The 3612-nt window shown below is 67.4% G+C and carries 3 protein-coding genes and 1 pseudogene; 3 read left to right on the top strand and 1 reads right to left on the bottom strand.

The genetic code is table 11. The features are described 5' to 3' along the window. Nucleotides 1–80: 80 nt before the first annotated feature. The 3 genes and pseudogenes from BEN49_RS29535 to BEN49_RS12505 all read left to right on the top strand — a co-directional run. Nucleotides 81–998: pseudogene (locus tag BEN49_RS29535) on the top strand (PAS domain-containing protein); the annotation flags it as partial. 74 nt (nucleotides 999–1072) lie between these two features. Next, nucleotides 1073–2065, top strand: coding sequence for a sensor histidine kinase (locus tag BEN49_RS28880; protein WP_083326052.1), 993 nt, complete (start codon nucleotides 1073–1075; stop codon nucleotides 2063–2065). A 22-nt stretch (nucleotides 2066–2087) separates the two neighbouring features. Beyond that, entirely contained in the window at nucleotides 2088–2480 is a 393-nt protein-coding gene (locus tag BEN49_RS12505; protein WP_070743924.1) for a response regulator, read from the top strand. Between the two features lie 248 nt (nucleotides 2481–2728). Here BEN49_RS12505 and BEN49_RS12500 read toward each other — a convergent pair whose 3' ends face one another. Continuing rightward, complete coding sequence (locus BEN49_RS12500) at nucleotides 2729–3265, bottom strand: RlpA-like double-psi beta-barrel domain-containing protein (protein WP_070743922.1); 537 nt, start codon at nucleotides 3263–3265, stop codon at nucleotides 2729–2731. Nucleotides 3266–3612 lie beyond the last annotated feature (347 nt).

Raw genomic sequence — 3612 nt, 5'->3', positions numbered from 1 at the left:
CTGAGGCCGCGTGGCGGCGCGCACCGAAGACGTGCGCGCCGCCCTGGCCGCGGCCGAGGCGCAGCTCGAGCGAGCTGCGGGTGCAGCAGGGCCTGCTGCGCCAGATTCTGGGGCAGGTGCCCGCCGCCATTGCCACGCTCACGGGCCCCCAGCACCACTACTCGTTCTTCAACGACGAGTACCAGGCCCTGGCCACCGGCCGCGCCCAGCTGGGCCGCACCGTGGCCGAGGTGCTGCCCGAGTTGGTAGCGCAGGGCTTTGTTACGCTGCTCGACAAAGTATACGCCACGGGCCAGCCCTGGGTGGGCACCGAAATGCCCGTGCTGCTCCACGACGAGCGTACCGGCCAGTCGGTGCAGCGCTACCTCGACTTTGCCTACCAGCCGCTGTTCGATGGCCAAAACCGGATGCAGGGTATCCTGGCCTTCATTGTGGACGTAACCGAGAAAGTGGTGGCCCGCCAGCAGCTCGATGCCCTGCAAGCTGAGCTGCTGGCCAGCGCCCAGCAGCGGGCCCAGGAGCGCGAGGCCCTCTACCAGGTGTTCGAGCAAACCCCGGCCGCCGTGCTGCTGCTGCGCGGGGCCGGGCACCGGATTGAGTACTTCAACCCCGCCTACCAGGCCCTGTTTCCGGGCCAGTTGCTGCGGGGCCGCCCCCTGGCCGAAGTCCAGCCCGAAATCGTCGAGCAGGGCTTCGTGGCCGTGCTCGACGAAGTGTACGCCACGGCCCGGCCCGCCGTGGGCACCGAGGCGCGCCTGCGCCGGGGGCCAGCGCCGGGCCAGTCGGCCGCCACCATCTACTTCAACTTCAGCTGCCAGCCCCACGTGGAGCAGGGCCGGGTAGCGGGCATCTCCGTGTTTGCCTACGACGTGAGCGAGCAGGTGCAGGCCCGCCGGCAGCGCGAGGCCCAGCAGAGCGAACTGCGGCGCGTGTTCGAGCAAGCCCCGGTGGCTATCTGCGTATTCCGGGGCCCCGGCTACGTCCTCGACGTCGTTAATTCCTCGATGGCCCAGATATTGGGCCGCCCGCTGGCGGAAATACTGGGCCGGCCCTTTTTGAGGCCCTGCCCGAAATGCAAGGCCAGGGCCTGTCTGAGGTACTGGACGAGGTGTGGCGCAGCGGGCAGCCATTTGTGGCCGTGGAGCGCCCCGTGCAGCTTAATTACCACGCCCCGGGGGCCCCGGGCTACTTCAACTTTGTGTACGAGCCCCTGCGCGGCGAGCAGGGCCAGGTGGTGGCCGTCATCTGCGTGGCCGTGGCCGTGACGGACCAGGTGCGGGCCCGGGCCCAGGTGCAGACGCTGAACGAGGAGCTGGCCGCCATCAACGAAGAGTTGCGCGCCACCAACGAAGAGCTGGGCGACACCAACAACCGCCTGACCCGCACCAACGCCGACCTCGACACGTTTGTGTACACGGCCTCGCACGACCTCAGGGCGCCCATTGCCAACATCGAGGGCCTGCTGGAGGCCCTGCGCGAGCAGCTGCCCCCGGCGGCCCTGCAAGCCGAGCTGGTGCCCCGCCTGCTGGCCATGATGCAGGGAGCCGTCGAGCGCTTTCAGCAAACGCTGGTTCACCTCACCGACGTGTCCAAGCTCCAGCTCTACCAGTCGCAGCCCCCCGAGCCCGTGGACCTGCCCGCCCTGGCCGAGGCCGTGCGCCTCGACCTGGCCCCGCTGCTGGCCGCCACCCACGCCACCCTGGTGGTGAACCTGGCGGCGGTGCCCACCGTCAGCTTCTCGCCCAAAAACCTGCGCAGCATCCTTTACAACCTGCTCAGCAACGCGGCCAAGTACCACGCGCCCGGCCGCCCGCCCGTGGTGGCCCTGCGCGGCTGCCGCGCCGCCGGCCGGGTGCTGCTCGAAGTGGAAGACAACGGCCTTGGCCTAAGCCCCGAGCAGCAGGGCCGGCTGTTTGGCATGTTCCAGCGCCTGCACGACCACGTGGAGGGCTCCGGCGTGGGCCTCTACACCGTCAAGAAAATCGTGGAAAACGCCGGCGGCACCATCACCGTGCGCAGCCAGTTGGGCGTGGGCTCCACTTTCACCGTCACGCTGCCCGGCTAACCCCCGCCGGTTACTTGCCCGTATGCCCCCGCTTTCCTGCGTACTGCTCGATGACGACGACCCCACCACCAATTTCCTGAACTGGCTGCTGCTGAAGAACATGGCAGTGGCCAGCCGCTGCCTAGTGGCCGAAAACGGGGCCCTGGCCCTGGGGATGCTCGCCAGCGCCTGCGCCACGCCGGGCCCCGTGCTGGTGCTGCTCGACGTGAACATGCCCGTGCTCGGCGGCATTGCCTTTCTGGAGGCCTGCCAGCAGCTGCCCGCGGCCGAGCGGGCGGCCGTGGTAGTGCTCCCCACCACCCTGCACCCCCACGACCTGGCCCGCCTCCGGGCGCTGCCCATCGCCGGGCTCGTTAGCAAGCCCCTCACCCGCCCCAAAATAGAGGAGCTGCTGGTGCGGCATTTTGTAAAATAGGGCCCCCAATGGGCGCTACTGCTCCAAGGCATAGCGCGGCGGGTTGCCAGAAAAAATGCTGGTTATCGACCCGAAAGCCCCGGCGGGCAGCCCAACGGCAGGGGGCAAGTGGGGGCCAAACCGAGGGCTAGGCATAAATAAGTAGCCAGCACTCAGCAGCAAGCAGCAGGACAATTGTTTGCATAACAAATGGTTGTTCCGAAGCTTGCTGCTGGGTACTGGCTACTCAAAAGCTGCTCAGCGGGCGGCTACCGGGCGGCCATTAAGTGGCTGGCGCGGCCTGGGCTGCGGTGGGGCGCCAGCGACACCTGCCGGATTTTCACCCCTGGCTGGAACACGTCGTAGTGCTCGCGGGGGCGCGCCAGCACGTCCAGGCAGTGGCGGTGGCGGCGGTTCATCGTGTCGTGAATCGTGTACACGCCGTCGAGCGCGGGCGAAATGCCCGCCACCCGCACCGTGTCGCCGTAGGCAAACGGGCCGTCCCAGCGCTTCAGCAAGTCGTGCGAGAGGGCCAGCCAGCGAATGTTGCTGGTGTAGTTGGCCGGGATGGTGGAGTTGTCGGCCGTCACGAACGGCTCGTCGTCGGTTTGGCCCGGTACGGCCGAGTAGGCGGTGGCCGTTACCGTGTAGCTAGGCCCGTGGGCGGCCAGGGCCTGGAACGCTGCCGGGCGGTGGCGGGGTGCCCGCCGAGCGGCCGTCCGGCTCGCCGAAACTGTGGTGGTTGTGGGACTCCGGCGGGCGGTCCCGGCCCGGAAAAAGGGCGCGCTAAGCCCGGTTGCAGTCAATAAGCCACAGCCTAATAATTTAATAACATTCACTCAATAGTACCTTGGTTGACCATCTTTTAAGCCCGATGGCGTAGGCGAAACTCAGCAAGCTGGCCGAGGTAAGGCGCTTAACAATGAGCATTATACAAGGCGTTCAATAAAATAAATAATAACCATAGTTGAAAAAGTAATAAATGCCAACCGGTCGATTAGGCCGCTCTTTTGACCCGCTCGGGGCCCCGTTTTTTTGCGCCGGGTCCCTTCCAGCCGAGGCGCCCGGCTGGCGGCTGGTGCGCTGGGGCTGGGGCCCCAAGGGCGGCCCCGGGCGGGGCCGCGCCGGGGCCCACCTCGGGCCGGGGCGCTAC

It is taken from the genome of Hymenobacter coccineus (genome assembly GCF_001816125.1).
In the GTDB taxonomy this organism is placed as follows: Bacteria; Bacteroidota; Bacteroidia; order Cytophagales; family Hymenobacteraceae; genus Hymenobacter; species Hymenobacter coccineus.
The sequence above is the reverse complement of the archived record's forward strand: the minus strand, read 5'-3'. Positions and strand labels throughout refer to the sequence as shown.